Source organism: Chryseobacterium sp. GTID13, assembly GCF_056172655.1.
On sequence record NZ_JAOCMB010000007.1, the window covers coordinates 397,448 to 418,682 of the forward strand.

Consider the following 21,235-nt stretch of genomic DNA (forward strand, 5'->3'; position numbering starts at 1 on the left):
ACTTTCTCCACTAGCTGTTTAAGGGAGTTTTAACAAATTTTCAATTAAATCATAACGTTATGTTAAATTAATTTAAACAAGTGTTTTAAAATAAAGATAATCAGCAGCTTATTCCATATTACAGTATTTTAATATGTCCATAATATTTAATTATGGTATTTTTTAATGAAATTAGTTTAGCTATTTTTGCTCAAAAGATAGAAAGCAATGCCTGAAAACATACAGCAAAAAATAGAACAGCTCCGGAAAGAGCTTCACCAGCATAACGAAAATTATTACCTTCTGGATGCAGCCACCATCTCCGATTATGATTTTGATATGCTGCTGGAAGAGCTTCGCGACCTGGAGGCAAAGCATCCTGAATTTTATGATGAAAATTCGCCTACCGTACGTGTAGGAGGTGGAATTACCAAGGTTTTCCCTACCATTCAGCATAAATTCAGAATGTATTCCCTGGATAATTCTTATGATTTCGATGATCTTGAAGACTGGGAGAAAAGAATTATCAAAACGATCAATGATCCGGTGGAATTTGTTGCGGAACTGAAATATGACGGTGCTTCTATTTCTATCTTGTATGAAAACGGAAAGCTTGCTCAGGCTGTAACGCGTGGTGATGGGTTCCAGGGAGATGAAATTACGGCTAACGTCCGAACTATCTCAGATATTCCTCTTACTTTAAAGGGTGATTTTCCTCCCTACTTTTTTATGAGGGGTGAAATTTATCTGACCCGTAAAAATTTTGACAAGATCAATAAACTGCGTGAAGAAGAAGGCCTGGACCCTTTCATGAATCCGAGGAATACTGCCAGCGGAAGTTTGAAAATGCAGGACAGCGGCGAGGTAAGAAAACGCGGTCTGTCGTCGGTACTTTATCAGTTCATTTCTGAGGATGTACCTGCACAAAGTCACTGGGAACTGCTTCAGAAGGCTCAAAGCTGGGGCTTTAAAACTTCACAGCAGGCAAAGCTCTGCAAAACAATGGATGAGGTGAAGGAGTTCATCAGTTTCTGGGATACGGAACGGCATAATCTTCCTTTTGAGATTGACGGAATTGTTTTAAAAGTGAATTCTTTGCAACAGCAGAGACAGCTTGGTTATACCGCAAAATCACCAAGATGGGCCATGGCTTATAAGTTTAAAGCCGAAAAGGTAGAAACCCAGCTTCAGACAGTAACTTATCAGGTGGGAAGAACCGGCGCGATTACTCCTGTGGCTAATCTGAAACCTGTTTTACTGGCTGGAACGATCGTGAAAAGAGCTTCTCTTCACAATGAAGATATCATCAAAAAGCTTGACCTGCACGAACACGACTTTGTGTATGTGGAAAAAGGCGGTGAAATCATCCCAAAAATTGTAGGCGTCAATACTGAAAAAAGAACTGAAGAAAGCAAAGAAATAGAATACATCAGGCATTGCCCTGAATGTGGTACCGAGCTTGTAAAAATAGAAGACCAGGCCATCCATTTCTGCCCTAATGATCTCCACTGTCCGCCTCAGGTGGTGGGAAGAATGATCCATTACGTTTCCAGAAAGGCTTTGAACATCGAAAACTTAGGAAGCGAAACCATCGAACAGCTTTACAGAGAACGATTAATCGAAAATCCGGCAGATTTTTATGCTTTAACGAAAGAACAGCTTCTTCCGCTGGAAAGAATGGCAGAAAAATCGGCACAGAATATTATTTCAGGGATTGAAAAGTCGAAAGAGATTGCATTTGAAAAGGTGCTTTACGGAATCGGGATTAAGCATGTAGGTGAAACGGTTGCCAAAAAACTGGTGAAAAATTTCGCTACTATTGATGAGCTGAAAACAGCTACCGTAGAAGAGCTCTGCCAGGTGGAAGATATTGGTGCCAAGATCGCAGTAAGCATCGTGGAATTCTTCAGCAACCCGGAAAACATCCTGATGATCGAACGTCTGAAATCTTACGGGGTGCAGCTTGAAAAGGAGAAAGCACCAATGAAGTCCTTTCTAATGTTCTGGAAGGAAAAACTTTTCTTTTCACTGGAAAATTATCTTTATTTACCCGGGAACAGGCGGAGGAAATGGTGGAAAAACATGGCGGAAAGAATATTTCTGCCGTCTCTAAAAACCTCAATTTCCTTGTAGTAGGCGAAAAGGCGGGAAGCAAGCTGAAAAAAGCCCAGGATATCGGAACTATTACCATTCTGGATGAACAGGAATTCCTGGATCTGATAGAGAAACAATAATACCTTAACAAATAATAAATTAAACCATTGAGATTCAATTTCAATGGTTTTTTTATATATCCAAGCCTGTTGGTGTTGAATTGTGATGGCAAAAACAAATAGCTGATACAGATTTATAAAACTTGGAGATGTTTTATCGCGCGGATAAGGCAGATTTTTTATAATGTGGCAAATATGTTCATTAGGAACGGGCTTTTAATTGATATTCCTTTTTTATTCTATAATGATTTAAAATTTTTTATTTCGCAGACTGGAGATAACGTAGATTTTTATAGTGTGGTAAATATATTCAATAGGAACGGGCTTTAGCCCGTTTATTTTTTAAAATTCCGTTCAATGGCTTTAGCCAAAATTTAAATTATTTGGAAAGCAGTAAAGATTATTAAATAACCATATTTTTCTCCATATTTCTATAATTCCGTAACACTTACACAGAATATAAAATTAACACAAAAACAATATTTGAATAAATTATTTAAACAAAAACAAACAAAACAAACATTATATAAAATAATAAAAATCAAAAAGTAATTATTTTTCGTAATATAATTTTTCATATATTTATCAAAACAAATAATCACTCAACCATGAAAAAATCTACTTTTTTGTGCTCTTTCTGGCACACTTATCTCTCATAGCACAGATTGTCAATATTCCGGATCCGCAATTTAAGGCCAAACTACTTTCCGGGACGGCTACCAATCATATCACGCAGAATCTTGCAGGCAACTGGATATCGATGGACCTCAATAACGATGGCGAAATACAGCTTTCTGAAGCCGCTAATATCAGAAATATAAACATCTACAGTTCCAATGGTAACTCATTCCCGATTTCCTCAATAGAAGGGATAAAATCTTTCACCAACCTGGAATACCTTGATGTATCCGACTGCCCGGGTATTCTTTTCGTAGATATCAGCGGTATGCTGACAGTAAAGCTGGCCAGCTTTACCAATAACGTCAATATGACTTCTGCTAATTTTACGGGATGTCTTTTACTGGAAAATATTAATGTATCCAATTCCGCAATTGTTAACCTGGATATTTCCAATCTCCCAAAAATGAATATCCTGACGTGCAACGGAGGAAAACTACAAACCATTAACTATGCAGGAAGTACAACTATGAAATATCTTCTGTGCAGTGATAATGAAATCTCAAACATTGATGTAAGTTCACTTGTAGATCTGTACAGCTTTAATATTACAGGAAATTTATTAACGAGCCTTGATGTAAGCAATCTGACGAAGCTTGAAACCCTGAACTGTCCGGCCAACCAGCTTACTTCGATCAACCTGCAGAACACCCCTAAATTAAAATACCTTGAAGCCAGCTTCAATAATCTTTCTACTATAAATTTAAGCCAAAGTCCGGCTTTGAATTACCTGAGGATCATCAATAATCAGCTCACCACTATCGATCTTTCCAATGTTCCTTTACTGCAGACGCTTTTCCTCAATAACAACCAGCTTACTTCGCTGGATATCAGCCATAATACAATCTTGAATTCATTTAATGCTCCTAATAACAATTTACAGAAGATATTAATGAAAAACGGCAGGAATACAAGTGGTCTCTATCAGAACAATCCCAATTTAAGCTATATCTGCTGTGATGATTCTGAAATTAATCAAACCATAGCTTACAATAATTCAAATGGTTATAATAACGTAACTGTAAATTCTTACTGCTCATTCACTCCGGGCGGAACTTTCTATACCATTCAAGGGAATACAAAATATGACCTTAACGGAAATGGCTGTGATCCGGCCGATCAGAATAAATCATTTCAGAAATTTAATGTTACAGGAGGCGGAACTTCAGGAAGTATTGTAAGTAATAATTCAGGAAACTATTCTATTCCGGTGCTGGCAGGAGCTCATACCATCACTCCGGTTCTTGAAAACCCTGCCTACTTCAGCATATCCCCTGCTTCTTTCACTGCTAATTTCCCTGCGATGGCAAGTCCGTTGACCCAGAATTTCTGCATTACAGCTAATGGTTCCCATCCGGACCTTGAAATTGTGATTATTCCATTGGATTCTGCAGTACCTGGATTCAATTCGGATTATAAAATTGTTTACAAAAACAAGGGAACGACCATGCAGTCCGGAACGGTTGGATTCAGCTATAATGACAGCATTATGGATTTTGTAAGTTCTACTGTAACTCCTGATGCTCAATCTACCGGAAGCCTTACATGGAATTTTACCGGTCTCCTTCCTTTTGAAACAAGAGAAGTTAAGGTTAAATTTGAACTGAATACCCCAACTGACACTCCTCCTGTAAATGATGGAGATGTTCTAAATTATACGGCACAGATCAACGGAGCTCCGGATGATACCCCATCCGACAATACCTTTACCCTGAACCAAACCGTCGTGAATTCTCTGGATCCGAATGACAAAACCTGTCTTGAAGGAACAATGATTGCACAGACCCTGGTAGGAGATTATGTTCATTACCTGATCAGGTTCGAAAATCAGGGAACCGCCAACGCGAGAAACATTGTTGTGAAAGATGTAATTGATGCTTCAAAATTTGATATCTCTACGCTTACCCCTCTACATGCAAGCCATAGTTTTGTAACGAGAATAACGGGAAATACGGCTGAATTTATTTTTGATAATATACAGCTTCCGTTTGACGATGCCAATAATGACGGCTATATTTCTTTCAAAATCAAAACAAAATCTACATTGAACATGGGAGATGCATTCAGCAACACGGCCAGTATTTATTTTGATTATAATGCGCCGATCATTACCAATACTTACACCACAACAGTAAGAAATGTGCTGGCAGTTTCTGAAACCAAAACAGACAAAGAAAATGTAAGTATCTATCCGAACCCTGTACAGGATATTCTTTACATCAAATCCGGTGAGGAGATCATCAAAGCTGAAATTTATGATGCTTCCGGAAGAATTCTGAATAGCACAGGTGTAAAAGCCAATTCTGTAAATGTAGCCGAACTGGCTAAAGGAAACTATCTCATCAAACTGTTTACAAAAGACAAAACGATGGTTCAGAAGTTCATTAAAAAGTAAACTAATAACTTGATCTATATCTGCAGGGCTGTAATTTTTTTACAGCCCTGTTTTATGAAAAGCTGTTTAAACTTTATAAAACCACAAAAGTCACAAAGATCTTATTTTAAAACACTTTAGTTCACATTAGTAAATTTAAAATTATTCTAAAGAAAGTTCACATAAGATGAAAATCAAAGATTTTCGCAAAACTTAAGTGTACTTATTATGCATAAAGCTTGGCTCTAAAAAAACTTAAGTGATTAAACCTTTTGTGGTTAAAACAATCAATATAAAAGTTTAAACAGTTTGAATTTTAATGAAATTCAATAACAATATTTACATCCCCATCTGAGAAGGTAAAAGGCTTTCCAGACAGACTAAATAATATTGAATGTATTTCTACTCACTCCCTCATTTATAAATAAACCCAACATGAATGTTCCTTTTTTAGAATCTCAAATACCTGAGATGATTCATCCACAAATGGATGTGATCGTAGACGATATAAAAGAATATTATAAAACAGAAATTTTCAACATATCAAGTGAAAATACAAGGCTTTATGGGGACCATATGTCAACCGGCGCCCTTTATTCATCATACATACATCCTTTGGGAGACATTGAGAAAGTGAAGGCTGTTAGCCGGTATTATTGTTATTGGGCTTTAATCGATGATCAGTTTTTTGACAATTCCGTTGATCTTGACCATATTATCCAAACCTTTGAAGGGTTTCAGGCCGCCCTCAATGAAGCTCCCGAAATTGAAAAAACATTTGTTCCTATCCGCGAATTCTGTTCAAGAGCCGACTGGACTGTGGCTACAAAAGATATACTCAAAAGGGAAATGAACAGATATCTGCAAAGTGTACTGAAACTGCGGACCATAGAGGTACAAATGAAAACAGTTTCCCTTGAAGAATATCTCTCCTACAGGGCTTTCGATGTTGCTATGAACGTCATATTTTCCCTGACCTGGTATACTCAGGATAATATACCGCCATCTTTGTATTATAGTGATGAATTCGAAAAAATATTTGAATATTCAGGGATAAGTATAGGCCTTTTGCTGGATTTATATACCTTAAGAGCTAAAAAGAAAGAGATCAGGAATTATGCCCATGCCATCCGGATTATTCAAAGAGCTGAAAATTGTGAAGAGGAAGAAGCTATCAACAGAGGGGTTCGTTTATTCTATGAATACAACGATAAGCTGAAAGAAGAGTTCAGCCGTTTGGAATCAAAATATCCGGCTGCAATACAATATTTCAGGTACATCCAGTCTGGTTCAGTTAGATATTGCAATGAAAGCAGGAAAATCCGGTATAAGCAGATTGACGATATTGATGAAAATTTAGTAAAAGGTCGGACTGTACTATAAATTTCAGAAAGAGAGTGATAAAGTTCTTTTATGCTTCCGGCAGCCTGAAATAAAAAGTACTCCCCTGGTTTGGAGCGCTTTTCACGCCTATTTCACCATTCTGTTTTTCAATGAAATTTTTAGAAATAGCCAGGCCAAGCCCGGTTCCATTCTGTTGTTCCCCCGGAACCTGAAAATAGCGGTCAAAGATCTGGCGATGGTATTTCTCATCGATCCCGCTTCCGGTATCGGAAATGCTGAACTGAATCGTTGAATCCAGCTTTTCTACCCTGATCTCAATACTTTCATCCTGAAAAGAATGTTTTACTGCATTGGTCAGGAAATTATTAATTACCCAGACCGTCTTATCAAAATCTGCATTCACCCAATCATTCTCACCTACAAGATATTCGATATTGATTGGAATATTTTTCTGTTCTGCCAGCTTTTCAACATTTTTTACGGCAGCCTCTACCATCTCTTTTGGTGAGCATTTTTCAACGGTAAGCCTTATATTTCCGGTTTCTACCTGTGAAAGGTTGAGGAGCTCTCCGGTGATATTCAGCAGCCTCTGCCCATCATCATTGATACTTTTCAGCAGTTCTTGCTGCTGTTCATTCAGCGCTCCGAATTTTTGGTTCCCGAGTAGCTGAACGCCCATTTTTATAGCTGATATCGGGGTTTTTAATTCATGCGAAATAGTAGCGATGAAATTGGTTTTGGCAAAATCCAGTTCTTTAAAAGGGGTAATATTCCTCAGGAGAATTACTTTCCCGATATATCTGGTTTCTTTTTCACCTGTTTTTACGATATTGATGGGAATGATATCCTGTTCAAAATAGTTTTCCTTATTATCCCGGACAATTTTAATGGGTTCTTTCACCGGATGATCGATATTTTTAAGCAGTTCCCGCATAAGATCATTATTGACTGCCACTTCATGAGCCGTTTTACCGATGATTTCTTCCTTACGCAGATTGGTGATCTTTAATGCCTCATCATTGATCATGTAGATAAAATGATTTTCGTCCAGCCCGATCACTGCATCATGCATATTATTGACCAGCGTTTCAATCCGTTTTTTATCCATCAGCTGCTTGGAAAGGCTGCTGCTTTCATATTCCTGAAGCTTTTCCGCCATGGTATTAAAAGAATCTGCAAGGCCGTTAAATTCCTCACTTCCTTTGAAATGTACCCTTTCGTTATAATTTTTAGCGGCAATCTGCCGGATACTGAATGTCAGCTGACTGATAGGCTCCGCAATGGTCTGAGGCAGGTTAAAAAGAAGAATAAAGGCAATCAGGAAACATACGGTTCCGAGACTGACGATCCAGAAAGTGGCATTTTCAGCGGTAATGATGGCGATATCACTTTTTCTTTCAATGCCTTTCATATTCAGGGACATGATTCTTGCCAGGTCTTCACGGATCAGTTTTTCTTTTTCCTGAGAAGGCTGCTTCAGATAGCTGTTGAAATGAAGATCCAGGCTTTGGGTAGCTTCTTTTTCTCCGAATTCAGTAAGGTTTTTCTCCTGCAGTTTATTGTTTTTCTGAAAATCCGAAACGGCAACCACACTGTCTGTAGCAATTTTATCGAGTGCCAGAAGCATATTTTTGGAAAACTCCAGACTGTTGTAATTGGCGGTAAGAATTTTTTCCGTATCCGATTTCAGTTTATTGATGTAGACGGATCCGATCACTGACATAAGAACGATCAGTAAAAATAGAAGACCTACGCCCAGGGTAAGTTTTGTTTTAAGTTTCATTATTTCTAAGATAAAATAATAATATCTATCTGCCTTTCATTCAGCCTGTTCATCAGTGTATAAATCCAGCTGTAGCCGGAAACGCGCTGCCAGAGCTTTGCGTGGGGCTTACCGATGCATACTGTCGTGATATTATGGGCAATCACATAATCCAGAATTCCTTTGTGCACGCTGCTTTCTTTTATCCGGATCACTTTTGCGCCCAATTCCTGTGCTAAATTAAAATTATTAATCAGATATCGCTGCTTGTCGAGAGCTATTTTTTCAGGATTCTCCGATGGCTTCTGTACATACAAAACGGTCCACGGACTATTGTAATAACTTGCCAGACGGGCTGTTTTCCGGATGATATTTTTAGCAATCTTCTCATTACTGCTGATGCATGCAAGAAATTTGATCGGTTTAAAATTTTCTGTTTTAATTTCCGTTTCCACCTTTCTTTCCACGTGGGCAGCCACCTCTTTCAAAGCAAGCTCCCGAAGCTGCAGGATATGTCCGCTCTGAAAAAAGTTGGTAAGTGCCGTCTGGATTTTTTCCTTTTTATAGATCTTTCCTTCTTTCAGACGGGTCAGCAGTTCATCGGCGGTAAGGTCTATATTAACCACCTCATCAGCAAGACTCAATATTTTATCAGGTACCCGTTCCGCAACTTCTATTCCTGTGATATTCTTCACTTCTTCATTCAGGCTTTCGATATGCTGAATATTCATCGCGCTGATAACATTAATCCCGCTATCCAGGATTTCCAGCACATCCTGCCATCTTTTTTGTTTTTTGAACCTTCTACATTGGTATGGGCCAGTTCATCTACCAGCACCACTTCAGGATGCTCGTTAATGATAGCCTGAAGATCCATTTCTTCCAGGCTTTTGCCTTTATAGAAAACAGATCTTCTCGGTATTTCGGGAATTCCATCCGTAAGAGCTACCGTTTCTTCCCGGCCGTGAGTTTCTATATATCCTATCTTTACGTCAATGCCGTTGCGCAGCAGGGACTGTGCCTCCTGAAGCATGCGGAAAGTTTTCCCTACACCTGCACTCATCCCGATGTATATCTTGAATTTTCCTTTGCGGGATTTCTGGATCAGTTCTAAAAAATGTTTTGCTGATGACATTGCTTGTTTGATTTATTTTTTACCATAAAAGGTATATTTCTTTCTGAACCACCCCGTCAAAAATTCTTTGAATTTTCGCCACCCCTCCGCGGGAGGGGAATTTTGATCCGACGAATTTTTGTCAGTATGAGATCTCTAATTTCTTAGAAATTTAAGTGAAATTTTATCCTTAGACATTAAACTTCAAATAACTTAAGTCTTAAAAACTTTTGTGGTTTTTGTGGTTAATTTTATTTTTCACTATTCATTATTCACTTTTCACTTTCTAAAACCAGGCTGCCAGGCTTGTTGTAATAAAGAAATTTCCCTGTTTCATTTCATCATTTTTCACAAAAATGGCATCTTTGGAAGTAAATCCTCTTGCTTCTGTACGGAATACTACGTTCTTCAGGATAGCATAATCCACATTCAGGGAATATCCGAAGGTCTGGAAACCATTTTGCGTTTTGGTACTGATGATCACTCCATTTTTATCGTTATAATACTCCAGTCTTCCTGCCAGCGCCCATTTGCTGTCCAGCTGGTATTTCATTAAAATGTTTGGGCTGTACCAGATGTTATAGCTGCTGCTTCCTTTTTCTTTCTGCTCTGCCCCGATATCGAACCCAAATAAAGCTGAAAATTGATCTGTCAGCTGGAAATTTCCGTAAAGGTCGTGGAAATAACGCATTCTTTTTTCATCTTTTGCTTTGTCGTTTCCGATGAATGAACTGCTGTTCAGGGTAATTTTATCATTCGGCTTATAGGTTACCTGATGTCCAAACGAGATGCTTTGGTTTCCTTCCGGTTTTGCGATGCGCTGCCAGCCGTTCAGGACCAGCCCGCTCAGAAACCACTTTCCGTCATCCGAGGTATATGAAATTTTGGCTCCGGTCTCAAAATAAGGTGAATTTTCAGCAGCAAGGCTTCTTGTCAGGTTCACATTATCCTTTCCAATAGCACTTTCCCAACCGATGTGGGATGGCATAATTCCAGCATCGATCCATAAATTTTTAGTCTTTGAAATTCTGATTCCTACATTCGCTTCATTTACATATCGTAATGCTTCCTGTTCTGCAGCCATATTGTCCTGAGCATAGGTTCCGGCCATTAAAGCGACATTGGCGCGGAGGTTTTCACTCTGATAATTGGCTTTTACCAGTCCTAAATTCAGGTTCAGTTCATTATGCCTGTTATAGGAGTATAAAAAATTCTGGCGAAGATGATTGGCAGGTTCATTGAAATCATAGGTGTAGAAGAGTTCTGCATAGGCAGAAAAAGTCACTTTATTTTCTGTTTTTAATGAATCTGATGATTGTGCTTTCGGGAAAAAGATCCCGAATAATACGGCACTGGTAATGATATATTTTTTCACGGTGACAGCTAGATTATTTTAATTGATCCAAAGCAATATTAAGCTTCAGTACATTTACTTTTGATGGTCCTAAAAGCCCTAAAAACGGTTTCTCTGTTTGATTTTTCACCAGATCTCTTACTTTTTCCTCAGAAAGATTTCTGACTTCTGCTATTTTCTTTACCTGGTACAAAGCTCCTTCTTCAGAAATATCAGGATCCAGGCCGCTTCCGCTTGCAGTAACCAGCTCTACAGGAACTTTTGTATTTCCCATTCCCGGATGATTCATTTTTAAAGTGTCTATCCTTTTCTGCACGGTTTCCAGGTATTCTTCATTGCTTGGTCCTTTATTGCTTCCACCGCTTCCCGCAGCATTGTAATTAACGGATGACGGACGTCCGTGAAAGTATTTTTCAGATTTAAATTCCTGTCCGATATTCGCGTAGAATTTCTTCCCGTTTTGGGTGATGATCTCTGCATTTCCTTTTGTAGGCAATACTTTTGAACCAGCATACACGATAAGGAGATAAATTCCGGTGACAGCCAGAATTACCAGAGTAAGTCTGAATGCTGTAACAATATGATTTTTCATTTTTTAAATTTTAATAGAATAAACTGATCAGTAAATCAATGATTTTGATGCCAATAAACGGAACAATAACGCCGCCTAACCCATAAATTAAAAGATTTCTTCTTAATAATGCACTGGCACCGATCGGCTTGTAAGCCACTCCTTTTAAAGCCAGCGGAATAAGGAATGGAATGATCACGGCATTGAAAATAACAGCTGATAATATGGCAGTTTCCGGGCTTTGAAGATTCATGATGTTCAGTTTCTGAAGTGATGGAATGAAGGTAATAAATAAGGCAGGAATAATCGCAAAATATTTAGCAACATCATTCGCAATACTGAAAGTCGTCAGGGTACCGCGGGTCATCAGCAGCTGTTTTCCGATCTCTACAATCTCGATGAGTTTCGTAGGGTCGTTATCAAGATCTACCATATTTCCGGCTTCTTTTGCAGCTTGTGTTCCGCTATTCATCGCTACACCCACATCGGCCTGGGCCAAAGCCGGAGCATCATTGGTCCCGTCTCCCATCATGGCGACCAGTTTTCCTTCCTGCTGTTCTTTTTTGATGTAGTTCATTTTGTCCTCAGGTTTGGCTTCGGCGATGAAATCATCTACGCCTGCTTTCTCAGCAATGAATTTTGCGGTCAGAGGATTATCTCCGGTTACCATCACTGTTTTTACCCCCATTTTTCTCAGTCTCTGGAAACGTTCCTGAATTCCTGTTTTAATGATATCCTGAAGTTCAATAACACCCCAGACTTTTTCATTAACGCTTACAACAAGAGGAGTTCCTCCGTTTTCAGAAATTCTGGTGACAGCATCCTGGGTTTCTTTCGGGAAGATATTCCCGGCTTTTTCAGTCAGTTTTTTTATGGTATCATATGCCCCTTTTCTGATTCTTGTGTCTTCAAAATCGATTCCTGAAGTTCTGGTTTCCGCAGTAAAATCAATGTAAACCGGATTTGAAACAATGAGATCTTCTGATTTTAATTGGCTTAGTTCTATAATAGATTTTCCTTCCGGTGTTTCATCGGCTACTGAGCTTAATGCAGAAGCTTTGATGAAGTCTGGTAGTCTGATTCCGTCCGCAGGGTGAAATTCCGTCGCTTTACGGTTTCCTATGGTGATGGTTCCTGTTTTATCAAGCAGGAGTACATCAATATCTCCCGCAGTTTCTACTGCTTTACCGCTTTTGGTGATCACGTTGGCTCTCAGGGCTCTATCCATCCCGGCGATTCCGATTGCAGAAAGCAGACCTCCAATGGTTGTGGGAATCAAACAAACGAAAAGGGAAATAAATGCCGCAATAGTAATGGGTGTCTGAGCATAGTCTGCAAAAGGTTTTAATGTAAGGGTAACAATAATAAACGTCAGGGTAAAGCCTGCCAGAAGTATGGTTAATGCGATTTCGTTAGGCGTTTTCTGTCTTGATGCTCCTTCTACAAGGGAAATCATTTTATCTAAGAAGGATTCTCCGGGTTTGGTGGTTACTTTTACTTTTATTCTGTCCGAAAGCACTTTTGTACCACCGGTTACAGAACTTTTATCACCACCGGATTCACGGATCACGGGTGCACTTTCTCCGGTGATGGCAGATTCATCAATGGTCGCCAGCCCTTCGATGATTTCTCCGTCCATTGGGATCTGATCTCCTGTTTCACAAAGGAAAATATCGCCCAGCTTCATGTCCGCAGACATTTTAAGGATAGTTTCTACCTGGAATCCGGGTTTGTTTTCCAGAACTACTTTCGCAGGAGTTTCTTCGCGGGTTTTTCTCAGGGTATCTGCCTGGGCTTTTCCTCTGGCTTCCGCAATAGCTTCCGCAAAGTTGGCAAACAAAACGGTAAAGAATAATATGATGAATACGGTAAAGTTATAGGTAAAGCTTCCCTGTGAACGGTCACCTGTAAGACTGAAAAGGCTTACGATAAGCATTACTACAGTTCCGACTTCTACCAGGAACATCACGGGATTTTTAAACATAATTTTCGGATTCAGCTTGACGAAGGACTGTTTGATCGCTTCGTTCACCAAATCTTTTTGAAACAATGTTTGGGATTGATTTTTCATTTTTTTGAAAGAGTTATATCATTATAAATCAACGGTAGCCATTAAGACAGATTAAAACAAAGGAGTGGAAATGAATAATATATTCAGGTGAATGTTTCAATGAGATTCAGACTAGTTTCCTGATATTTCAATCTTCCTAATGGCTGACTATTGATTTTAATTTTTAATATTTATTTAGAGAAATACTGGATCTGTTCTGCAATAGGTCCCAATGTAAGGGCCGGGAAGAAAGACAGGGCTGCTATAAGAAGGATTACTGCCAAAGTCATAAAACCGAAAGTGGCTGTATCCGTTTTCAGGGTTCCTGAACTCTCCGGGATGAATTTTTTCTGAGCTAATAATCCCGCAATGGCTATTGGTCCTATGATCGGAATAAATCTGGATAAGAGCAATACGATTCCTGTTGAAATATTCCACCAAGGAGTGTTGTCACCGAGTCCTTCAAACCCGGAACCGTTGTTTGCTGAAGAAGAAGTAAATTCGTACAGCATTTCACTGAACCCATGGAATCCGGGATTATTCAATGTTTTGGCACCGAATTCCGGCAAATAGGCAGTTAAAGCAGTTCCCACAAGTATTAAGAACGGATGGAATAAGGCGACAATCATGGCGATCTTCATTTCTTTAGCCTCAATCTTTTTACCCATGAATTCCGGCGTTCTTCCCACCATAAGCCCACTGATGAACACAGCGAGAATAATGAATATGAAATAGTTCAGGATTCCTACCCCACAGCCTCCGTAGAAACAGTTGATCATCATCGCCAGCAGCTCATTCATACCTGAAAGAGGCATCGTACTGTCGTGCATGGCATTAACCGAACCTGTTGAGATTACGGTCGTTGCAATACTCCAATATCCTGAGGATGCGCTTCCAAAACGTATTTCTTTACCTTCCATTGCCCCCAGGCTGCTGTCTGCACCCATTTGAGTGATAAGAGGGTTGCCATTGGTTTCATTCACAATATTCGGAACGGCAAGTGCAAGAAAACCGACCGTCATTACGGTAAAAATCACCCATGACAGTTTTCTCTTTTTCAGGTAAAATCCTAAGGCAAAAACCAATGCAAACGGGATGATCATTTGGGTGACCATTTCGGTCATATTGGTGATATAATCCGGGTTTTCAAGCGGATGTGCTGAATTGGCTCCAAAAAATCCGCCTCCATTCGTTCCTAAATGCTTAATCGCTACAAAAGCAGCTACTGGACCTCTGGAGACATCAACTTTCTGCCCTTCCAGCGTTGTGATATGGTCTTTGCCTTCAAATGTCATAGGACTTCCGTTGGCAGAAAGAATCAGGGCAACAAGGATACTTATAGGAACCAGTATTCTGACAATAGATTTAGTAAAGAAATCATAGAAATTCCCTAATTCTGTAGTGGTTTTATCTTTAAAAGCTTTGAAAAGAACAGCCATCGCCGCCATTCCGGTCGCTGCGGTTACAAACTGCAGAAACATCAGGTAAAGCTGGCTTAAATAGCTTACGCCCGTTTCTCCGGAATAATGCTGAAGGTTACAGTTGACCAGGAAGGAAATCGCTGTATTAAAAGCAAGATCGGGAGACATATTCGGGTTCCCGTCCGGATTCAGAGGAAGCCACGCCTGGGTCAGCAGGATCAGGAACCCTATGATGAACCACACCAGATTGATCGTCAGCATGGCATACATATTCTGTTTCCAGGTCATCTGACAGGCCGGATTGATTCCCGATATTTTATAAATCAATTTTTCAACAGGTTCAAAAACAGGATCTAAAAAGGTCTTTTTGTACCCATACACATTAGCAATGTATTTCCCAAGGAAGATTCCAATAACTAATGTAATGACAAACATGGCAATAACGCCTAAAATTTCTGTATTCATGACCGTTTAAAATTTTTCAGGTTTTATCAAAACATAGCAGATGTACACAAAGGCCAGTATTGAAAGGAAAAATAAACTCCACATAGCTTTATATTTTATCAAAAAATTCAACGGATTTGTAAAGAAGCCAGAACATCACTGCAAAAAGCAGGAGTAAACCTATCAGCATCATATCGAAATTATCAGGATTAAAAGGGTAAGAATTACATATGATACCATCAGCCGGCTAAAGACGGCATGCTCACGTTTTTTGAACGTTTTTCTTGAAATTGTCATTTTTAAAATATTTTATTTGAAACCTATAGGCCAAAATAAAGTCCAATTTCAAAACAAGTTCACAAGTAAATAAAAATCAATGTGTTACAAAACAAAAGAGAGTCACCAGAAATACAAAAGCCTATCAAAATGATAGGCTCGTTTATTGAAATGATAGGGATCAGAAGTGAATGAGGATGTGAATTATCAAGGGTGAATTTTGCTTAGCAAGTGAAGGGTGAAATAATATGACTGCTGGTGGCTTCGAGAGCCTCAGCCACCAGATACTGGGCATTTATTCAATATTTCCGGAAACATTAAATTCAGGCTGTTAAAATATTCATCTTAATTGTTCCCAATCAGAAACTGTCAACAAGTAACTATTTTTACGCTAATTACTCTCAACTCGCACCCCGAAACTCTAAAACACTCAAACTCTCTGATCCTCAAACCCGAAACCCGTCCCCCGCCTTACCTCAATCCATACTCCTCCAGCTTGCGATACAGTGTCGCAATGCCGATCTCCAGCAATCTTGCGGCTTCGGCTTTATTGCCCTTCGTATACTGAAGGACTTTCTGAATGTGTATTTTTTCCAGAGACCTTATGCTTAAAGAGTCGCTTTCAGGAATTGTTTTATCTGAATAATGCGGCAGGCTTTCTGCATCAAGGGTATTATTTTCCATTAAAATAAGGCTTCTCTCCACGGCATTTCTAAGTTCGCGGATATTTCCTTTCCAGTCGTTTTTTTCCAGGGTTTTATAGTAATCGGGATTCACATGAAGGTCGGAAAGATGTAGTTTGCGGGAGAAAATATCAATGAAATTTTTGGCCAGCACTTTCAGGTCTTCTTTTCTTTCGCGGAGTGGCGGAAGGTGGATTTCAAAAACATTCAGCCTGAAATAAAGATCTTCCCGGAAATGGCCTTGCTTTATTTCATCTTCCAGATCTCTGTTGGTCGCGGCAATAAGCCTGAAATCTGATCTGGAAACTTTTGTTTCACCCATCTTGATAAACTCTCCTGTTTCTAAAACGCGGAGCAGTTTGGCCTGAAGATCTACAGGCATCTCCCCTATTTCATCCAGGAACAAGGTTCCTCCATTAGCTTCTTCTATCAGACCTTTTTTATCTTTTACGGCTCCGGTAAATGCACCCTGTTTATGACCAAAAAGCTCACTTTCCAGGATCTCTTTACTGAAAGCTGAACAGTTGATGGCTACAAAATTATTTTTCTTTCTCCCGCTTCCTTCGTGGATGGCATTGGCAAATACTTCTTTTCCGGTTCCTGTTTCTCCGGTCAGAAGGACAGCGGCATCCGTCAAAGCCACTTTTTCGGCCAGTTTTTTAGATTGCAGAATGGAAGGCGAAGTTCCGATGATTTGTTCAAATCCTTTCGATATACTGGTCTTCTGGACAATTTTAGAGCGGTTGTCTTTTACTTTTTCCAAAGCTTTATATACCAGCGGAATGATCTTCTCATTGTCGTCCCCTTTTACTAAATAATCATAGGCTCCGTTTCTCATCGCCTGAACAGCATCAGTAATATTCCCGAAAGCGGTCATCAGAATAATTTCCAGATGGGGATATTTTGTTTTGACAGATTTTACCAGCTCTACCCCGAAAGCATCAGGAAGGCGTACATCGCACAAAACGACGTCAAAATCATACTGCTCGAGCATCGTCATTGCTGAACGTGCTGTTGAGGCTTCTTTTACATTAAAATCTTCTTGGGAAAGAATCATTCCTAGTAATTTCAGGAGCTTGATCTCGTCATCGATGATCAGAATATTTCCGTGCATGGTATGGTTTTTCGAAAACTACTGCAAACTTATTGAATTTATTTTGGAAAAGAAGTAAAGAAAATCTGAGCAATGCGTATATGGAAGCTGTTTAAACTTTTATATTAATTATTTTTAACCACAAAAGGTTTAACACTTAAGTTTTTTTAGAGATAAGCTTTATGCATAAGAAGTACCCTTAAGTTTCGGGAAAATCTTTGATTTTCATCTTATGTGAACTTTTCTGAAGAATCATTTTAAATTTACTTAGGTGAACAAAATGAAAGCTTTTGTGACTTTTGTGGTTTTGTAAATTTTAAACAACTTTATGGCATAAATCAAAACTATAGATGCAATAATAAGGAAATTCCGGTTTGTTCTGTCCTGATTCCTTACATTTGTAATGCATTCCGGTTTTCAGGAATGAAATGAGTTAGCTTATGATTGACAAAAGATACAAAGAAACAGTTCATACAGATAAAAACAACTACGAATATATCACCATTTCCAATGACGAAAACAAGGTAAGAATTTACACTTTAAAGAATGGCCTAAAGGTTTTTCTTGCCCAGAATTTTGATGCTCTAAGAATCCAGACGTACATTCCTGTGAGAACGGGAAGCAATAATGATCCGGCTGACAATACAGGTTTGGCACATTATCTTGAACATATGATGTTTAAAGGGACTTCAAAATTAGGCACTCAGAACTGGGAAAAAGAAAAGGAACTCCTCGACCGGATTTCTGGCTTGTATGAGGAGCATAAAGCGGAACAGGATCCTGACAAAAAGAAGGAAATCTATAAAAAAATAGATGAAGTTTCCCAGGAAGCCAGCCAATATGCCATTGCCAACGAGTATGATAAAGCTATTTCTTCACTTGGCGCCAGCGGTACGAATGCGCATACCTGGTTTGATGAAACGGTTTATAAAAACAACATTCCCAATAACGAGCTTGAAAAATGGCTTAAAATAGAGAAAGAAAGATTTTCAGAGATCGTGCTTCGTCTTTTCCATACGGAGCTTGAATCGGTATATGAGGAATTTAACAGAGCTCAGGATAATGATTCAAGGCTCGTCAGCTATGAACTGATGGCCGCTCTTTTTCCAACCCATCCCAACGGCCAGCAAACGACGCTCGGAAAGCCTGAACATCTGAAAAATCCTTCTATGAAGGCTATCCATAAGTATTTTGATGAATATTATGTTCCCAATAATTATGCGATGGTTTTGGTGGGAGACCTGGATTTTGAAGAAACTATTCAGCTTGTCGATCGGTATTTCGGAACCATTCCGTACAGGGAGCTTCCTGAAAAAACTCATGTTATAGAACAGCCGCTGACAGAAATTGTGAAAAGAACGGTAAAAAGTCCGACTACTCCAAGGGTTCAATTGGCCTGGAGAACAGACAGTTTTGGAACGAGAGAGGCTATGCTTGCAGATATCACCGCCAATATTCTCAGCAACAGAGGCGAAGCCGGATTACTCGATCTGAATATCAACCAAACGCAAAAAATGCTTTGGGCACAGGCTTTCTCTGTAGGATTAAAACAATACGGATATTTTTCTATCGTAGCTGTACCGAAGGAAACGCAAACCCTGGATCAGGCAAAAGATATGGTTCTGGAACAGCTTGAACTGATTAAAAAGGGAGACTTCCCGGACTGGATTCTTCCTGCCATCATCAGTGATTTTAAACTTCAGCGTTTAAAAGGGCTTGAAACAGCGGATGGACTGGCTACCAACCTTTATGATACCTATATCAAAGGAAGATCCTGGGAGCAGGAACTGAATGAGATGAATCAATACCAGGCTTTCACCAAGGAAGATGTGGTAGATTTTGCCAATGCATTTTTTAAGGAGAATTATGTGGTGGTTTACAAGGAAAAAGGAGTCAATGATCAGCTGGTAAGAGTTGAAAACCCCGGAATTACCCCAATTAAAATCAACCGTGATGCGCAGTCTGAATTTTTACAGGAAATTACTGCTGAAAAAACGGAGGATATACAGCCTGAATTCATTGATTATAAGAAAGAAATTCTCACAGATACGGTAAAGGATAAAAAGCTGAGCTTCGTCCGCAATAAATACAATGATATTGCCCAGGTGCACTTTATTTTTCCTTTTGGAAGTGATCATGACAGGGATCTTGGAATTTCTACCCAACTTTTACAGTACCTCGGAACTGAGGACCTTTCGCCTGAGGACCTGAAAAAGGAATTCTTTAAGATCGGAATCAGCAACGATTTTAAAACAACAAATGACCAGCTTCTGATTTCACTGAGCGGACTGGAAGAAAATATTGAAAAAGGAATTGCCCTTCTTCAACACTGGATGTATGAGGTAAAACCTGATCAGGAAATCTATAAACAGTTTGTAGAAACGGTTTTGGAAAATCGTCAGGCCACGAAGAAAGACAAGAACCGCATTATGACGGCACTGACCAATTATACCAAACTGGGCAGCTTCTCCCGCTATACCGATATTATTTCGAAGGAGGAACTTGAAGCGGCTAATGCAGAAGTATTTACGGACAGAATGAAAAAGCTCTTCAAATATCCTTACCAGATATTTTTCTATGGAAAAGATCTTGAAAATTTCAACAATTACATTGGAAAACATGTAGAAAATGAGAGTTTTCAGATCCCTGAGCCCAAGCAGTATCCGGAACCGGAGACGAGCGGAAATGTTTATTTCATGAATTATGATATGGTACAGATGGAAATGAGCAAAGTGGGAAGAGGACATGAGGTAAATACTTCAAACTTCGGAAAGATCAATGTTTTCAATGAATATTTCGGAAGAGGGCTTTCGTCTATTGTTTTCCAGGAAATCCGTGAAAGTAAAAGTTTAGCCTATTCCGCCTATGTTTCCTATGCTGCGAATTCTGAGCTGGGGCATCCTGATTATATAACGACCTACGTCGGAACACAACCGGATAAGCTCCAGATCGCCGTAAACACGATGAGCGAGCTGATGAATGAGCTTCCCGAAGTTCCTATCCAGTTTGAAAATGCTAAAAATGCAGCCCTGAAGCAGATTGCATCAACCAGAATTACCAGGAACAACATATTTTTCAATACATTACGGCTGAAAAAACTTGGCATTTCTCATGATTTCAGAAAAGATATCTATGCACAGATCGAAAATCTGAAATTTGAGGACCTGAAGGCATTCTACCAAACAGAAATTAAGCCGATTCATTTTAACACTGCCATTATCGGCAAAAAAGAGAACCTGGATATGGAAGCTGTGAATCAGATGGGAGCCTTTAAAGAACTAACATTAAAAGAAATTTTCGGGCATTAACTTAAAAATATACTGAATAAAAAAAATCGAGAATTATTCTCGATTTTTTTATTGATATCCGGAAAAAGAGTTGCGGAGGATTCTACTGTTATGTCATCATACAATCCCCATCCCCATCCTGGTATTGAGGATCAAATCCTTCAGGAAGATGTTCGATAAGAAGTTGGTGAAACATATATCTTCTCTCAAAATCGCGCTCATAAATCTTTGGGAATGTTTTAGATTCATTCAGCTTTTTATTCAGCTCTGTCTGGTAGCTGGTTAAGATTTTTACTTTATTTGTAACAATAAAATAGTTAAGGAATTCAATAAAACGGTCTAAACCGGAAACTTCTGAAAACAGATAGGGAATCTTAAGGCTTCCGTCTCTGAGCTGCAGCAGTGAACCCGCTATCAAAGTATTTTTGTCATCATAGATTTTCACCCAAACATATTTAAAAACCTCAGCATAACTGGAAAACAGGTAATGATCATCTTTTTTCTTACCTTCCAGCACCCACGGATTTTTTATAAATACATTGATTTCATCTGCACTTCTTTTGCTCTGGAATTTGGACAACAATTCAGAGCT

At 39.1% G+C, this 21,235-nt stretch carries 10 protein-coding genes and 2 pseudogenes; 4 read left to right on the plus strand and 8 right to left on the minus strand.

The genetic code is table 11. The features are described from left to right. Positions 1-207 precede the first annotated feature (207 nt). From ligA to N4G44_RS21140, 3 genes and pseudogenes are all read left to right on the plus strand, one after another. A pseudogene (gene ligA / locus N4G44_RS21130) lies at positions 208-2,213 on the plus strand (NAD-dependent DNA ligase LigA). A gap of 607 nt (positions 2,214-2,820) precedes the next feature. After that, positions 2,821-5,265 carry a DUF7619 domain-containing protein gene (locus tag N4G44_RS21135; RefSeq protein ID WP_474929786.1) on the plus strand — a complete coding sequence of 815 codons (2,445 nt, stop codon included), beginning with the start codon at positions 2,821-2,823 and terminating at the stop codon, positions 5,263-5,265. A gap of 450 nt (positions 5,266-5,715) precedes the next feature. Further along, a complete protein-coding gene (locus N4G44_RS21140; protein ID WP_474929787.1) occupies positions 5,716-6,627 on the plus strand; it encodes a terpene synthase family protein in 912 nt (303 codons plus the stop codon). A gap of 28 nt (positions 6,628-6,655) precedes the next feature. Here N4G44_RS21140 and N4G44_RS21145 read toward each other — a convergent pair whose 3' ends face one another. The 7 genes and pseudogenes from N4G44_RS21145 to N4G44_RS21175 form a co-directional block, all read right to left on the minus strand. Beyond that, positions 6,656-8,371, minus strand: a complete 1,716-nt coding sequence (locus N4G44_RS21145) for an ATP-binding protein (RefSeq protein WP_474929788.1) — start codon at positions 8,369-8,371, stop codon at positions 6,656-6,658. 5 nt (positions 8,372-8,376) lie between these two features. Next, a pseudogene (locus tag N4G44_RS21150) lies at positions 8,377-9,485 on the minus strand (sensor protein KdpD). A 265-nt stretch (positions 9,486-9,750) separates the two neighbouring features. After that, on the minus strand, positions 9,751-10,839 hold the full coding sequence (locus N4G44_RS21155) for a porin (RefSeq protein ID WP_474929789.1): 1,089 nt from the start codon (positions 10,837-10,839) through the stop codon (positions 9,751-9,753). Positions 10,840-10,852: 13 nt separating this feature from the next. Further along, a complete protein-coding gene (locus N4G44_RS21160) occupies positions 10,853-11,410 on the minus strand; it encodes a K(+)-transporting ATPase subunit C (RefSeq protein ID WP_474929790.1) in 558 nt (185 codons plus the stop codon). Between the two features lie 10 nt (positions 11,411-11,420). Then, positions 11,421-13,460 (minus strand): potassium-transporting ATPase subunit KdpB, encoded by a 2,040-nt coding sequence (gene kdpB, locus N4G44_RS21165; RefSeq protein ID WP_474929791.1) that lies wholly within the window; start codon positions 13,458-13,460, stop codon positions 11,421-11,423. Positions 13,461-13,630: 170 nt separating this feature from the next. Beyond that, the gene (gene kdpA / locus N4G44_RS21170) at positions 13,631-15,325 is read right to left on the minus strand and encodes a potassium-transporting ATPase subunit KdpA (RefSeq protein WP_474929792.1); all 1,695 of its coding nucleotides are present in this window, start codon (positions 15,323-15,325) and stop codon (positions 13,631-13,633) included. 726 nt (positions 15,326-16,051) lie between these two features. Then, positions 16,052-17,377 (minus strand): sigma-54-dependent transcriptional regulator, encoded by a 1,326-nt coding sequence (locus N4G44_RS21175; protein ID WP_474929793.1) that lies wholly within the window; start codon positions 17,375-17,377, stop codon positions 16,052-16,054. A gap of 419 nt (positions 17,378-17,796) precedes the next feature. On the opposite strand from N4G44_RS21175, the gene N4G44_RS21180 reads away from it, so the two are divergent. After that, positions 17,797-20,664 (plus strand): M16 family metallopeptidase, encoded by a 2,868-nt coding sequence (locus tag N4G44_RS21180; protein WP_474929794.1) that lies wholly within the window; start codon positions 17,797-17,799, stop codon positions 20,662-20,664. A gap of 88 nt (positions 20,665-20,752) precedes the next feature. On the opposite strand, the gene N4G44_RS21185 is transcribed toward N4G44_RS21180, so the two are convergent. Beyond that, positions 20,753-21,226 (minus strand): hypothetical protein, encoded by a 474-nt coding sequence (locus tag N4G44_RS21185; protein WP_474929795.1) that lies wholly within the window; start codon positions 21,224-21,226, stop codon positions 20,753-20,755. Between the last annotated feature and the right edge of the window lie 9 nt (positions 21,227-21,235).

What these genes read in the sequence shown, in the direction of transcription:
- N4G44_RS21140 (WP_474929787.1), top strand. Translation starts at nt 5,716, where the DNA reads ATGATTCATCCACAAATGGATGTGATCGTAGACGATATAAAAGAATAT.
- N4G44_RS21145 (WP_474929788.1), bottom strand. Translation starts at nt 8,371, where the DNA reads ATGAAACTTAAAACAAAACTTACCCTGGGCGTAGGTCTTCTATTTTTA.
- N4G44_RS21160 (WP_474929790.1), bottom strand. Translation starts at nt 11,410, where the DNA reads ATGAAAAATCATATTGTTACAGCATTCAGACTTACTCTGGTAATTCTG.
- kdpB (WP_474929791.1), bottom strand. Translation starts at nt 13,460, where the DNA reads ATGAAAAATCAATCCCAAACATTGTTTCAAAAAGATTTGGTGAACGAA.
- kdpA (WP_474929792.1), bottom strand. Translation starts at nt 15,325, where the DNA reads ATGAATACAGAAATTTTAGGCGTTATTGCCATGTTTGTCATTACATTA.
- N4G44_RS21175 (WP_474929793.1), bottom strand. Translation starts at nt 17,377, where the DNA reads ATGCACGGAAATATTCTGATCATCGATGACGAGATCAAGCTCCTGAAA.
- N4G44_RS21180 (WP_474929794.1), top strand. Translation starts at nt 17,797, where the DNA reads ATGATTGACAAAAGATACAAAGAAACAGTTCATACAGATAAAAACAAC.